Origin of the sequence: Herbaspirillum sp. B65 (assembly GCF_000333555.1) — a bacterium.
GTDB classification, from domain to species: Bacteria; Pseudomonadota; Gammaproteobacteria; order Burkholderiales; family Burkholderiaceae_D; genus Herbaspirillum; species Herbaspirillum rubrisubalbicans.
In genome coordinates this window covers 1-1,735 of record NZ_BADI01000095.1, presented here as the reverse complement: position 1 = coordinate 1,735, position 1,735 = coordinate 1, and the positions used below count along the sequence as shown (strand labels likewise).

At 62.5% G+C, this 1,735-nt stretch carries 2 protein-coding genes and 1 pseudogene; all 3 read left to right on the top strand.

Annotation, left to right across the window (positions count from 1 at the left end; genetic code table 11):
* Window positions 1-589: phage tail protein (locus I5W_RS02770; RefSeq protein WP_441294713.1), on the top strand; the 589-nt coding region annotated here is incomplete at its 5' end.
* A gap of 11 nt (window positions 590-600) precedes the next feature.
* Window positions 601-1,248 (top strand): phage tail protein, encoded by a 648-nt coding sequence (locus tag I5W_RS02765; RefSeq protein ID WP_044528086.1) that lies wholly within the window; start codon window positions 601-603, stop codon window positions 1,246-1,248.
* Window positions 1,245-1,735: pseudogene (locus tag I5W_RS02760) on the top strand (contractile injection system protein, VgrG/Pvc8 family); the annotation flags it as partial. The gene I5W_RS02765 and the pseudogene I5W_RS02760, both read left to right, overlap by 4 nt.

The window sequence follows — 1,735 nt, the reverse complement described above, 5'->3', positions numbered from 1 at the left end:
GCTGATCGTGAACTGTTCACCAGCAGGGTTGTTCTACCAGGCTTTCGCGGGCGTGCTGGGCTGGTTCGGCATCGAGCTGCCAGCAAAATTTACCGAGTTCGGCGCCATGATGCTGCGCGGCCTGGTCAACGGCATCACCAGCGGCATTGGTGCCGTGAAGGATGCCGTGTTGGGTGCGGGTGCCAGCGTCATTGGCTGGTTCAAGGAAAAGCTGGACATCCATAGCCCTAGCCGCGTCTTTGCCGAGCTGGGCGACTACACCATGCAGGGCCTGGCCGTGGGGCTCAATCGTGGCCAGGATGGCCCGCTGTCCACCGTCAGCAGCCTTGCCGGCAAGCTGGCCAGTGCTGGCGCCGCCGTGGCTATCGGTGCCGGCAGCGCGCCGGCGATGGCTTTTGATAGTCGTCCGCCTATCAGTGGCAGCAGCGCGCAACCAGTCGTCTACCAGGGCGACACAGTGCAGATCATCATCCAGCCGGCGCCCGGCATGGATGAGCAAGCTATCGCTCGGGCGGTAGCCGCCGAGCTAGACCGCCGAGACCGCATGAAAGCATCGCGCCAGCGTTCGAACCTCGCCGATTGGGATTAAGGAATCACATCATGATGATGGTCTTGGGAATGTTCGTCTTCAGCCTGCCCACGCTCGCCTACCAGGAACTACAACGGCAGACGCAATGGAAGTTCGCCAGCAATTCGCGCGTGGGCCGGCGCGATGCGGCGCAATTCACCGGCAAGGGCGATGACGCCATCACCTTGTCGGGCTGGATTGCACCTGAGCTGACCGGTAGCGCGTTCTCGCTCGATGCCCTGCGCCTGATGGCCGACACCGGCAAAAGCTGGTTCCTGATCCAGGGCACCGGCCGTATTTATGGCTCCTATGTCATCGAGAGCATGGACGAAGGCCGCACGGTGCTGGACGGGGATGGCGATGCCAAGCGCATCGAGTTCACCATCAAACTCAAGCGCACCGACGATAGCGTGCTGTCAGCGCTGGGCCTGGGTGATATCTCCGACCTGCGCAATATGGTCAATATCGACGGCATCACCAATAGCATCGCCGACAAGGCGCGCAATGTGGTGGGTAGTGCAATCGGTGGCGTGACCAGTGCTGCCGGAGCGATTGTCGGGAAGGTCGGTGGTGTGGCTGGGGCGGTGAGTGGCGCCAAGGGCGCTATCAGCAATGCGTCTGGCGCCGTGAGCGGTGCGGCCGGTTCTGTCGCCGGCAAGATCGGGGGACTCGGACAATGACCATCACCGCACCGGCATTCCGCATCGTCATCGAAGAAAAGGACATTAGTCGCCCGGTCTCCGACCGGCTTATCAGCATCACCCTGCGCGAGTGCCGGGGTGATGAAGCGGACCAGTTGGATATCGAGCTGGACGATAGCGACGGCAAGCTGAAGATCCCGCCCAAAGGTGCCAAGCTGCAATTTGCGCTGGGCTGGCTGGGCTCCCCATTGGTTGACAAGGGCGCATTCGTGGTTTCTGAGGTGGAGCACAGCGGCGCGCCAGATCGGCTTACCATTCGCGCCAGGTCGGCCAGCATGATCGACGCATTCCGTCAGCAGCGCGACCGCAGTTTCCATGAGACCACGCTTGGCGCAGTGGTGGATGCCATCGCTGCCGGCAATGGCCTGGCATCCGGCATCTCGGCCAGCCTGCGCGGCATCGGCATCAAGCATCTGGACCAGACCCATGAAAGCGACTCTGCGCTGCTGCGTCGCCTGGGCAAGAA

What these genes read in the sequence shown, in the direction of transcription:
- I5W_RS02765 (WP_044528086.1), top strand. Translation starts at nt 601, where the DNA reads ATGATGATGGTCTTGGGAATGTTCGTCTTCAGCCTGCCCACGCTCGCC.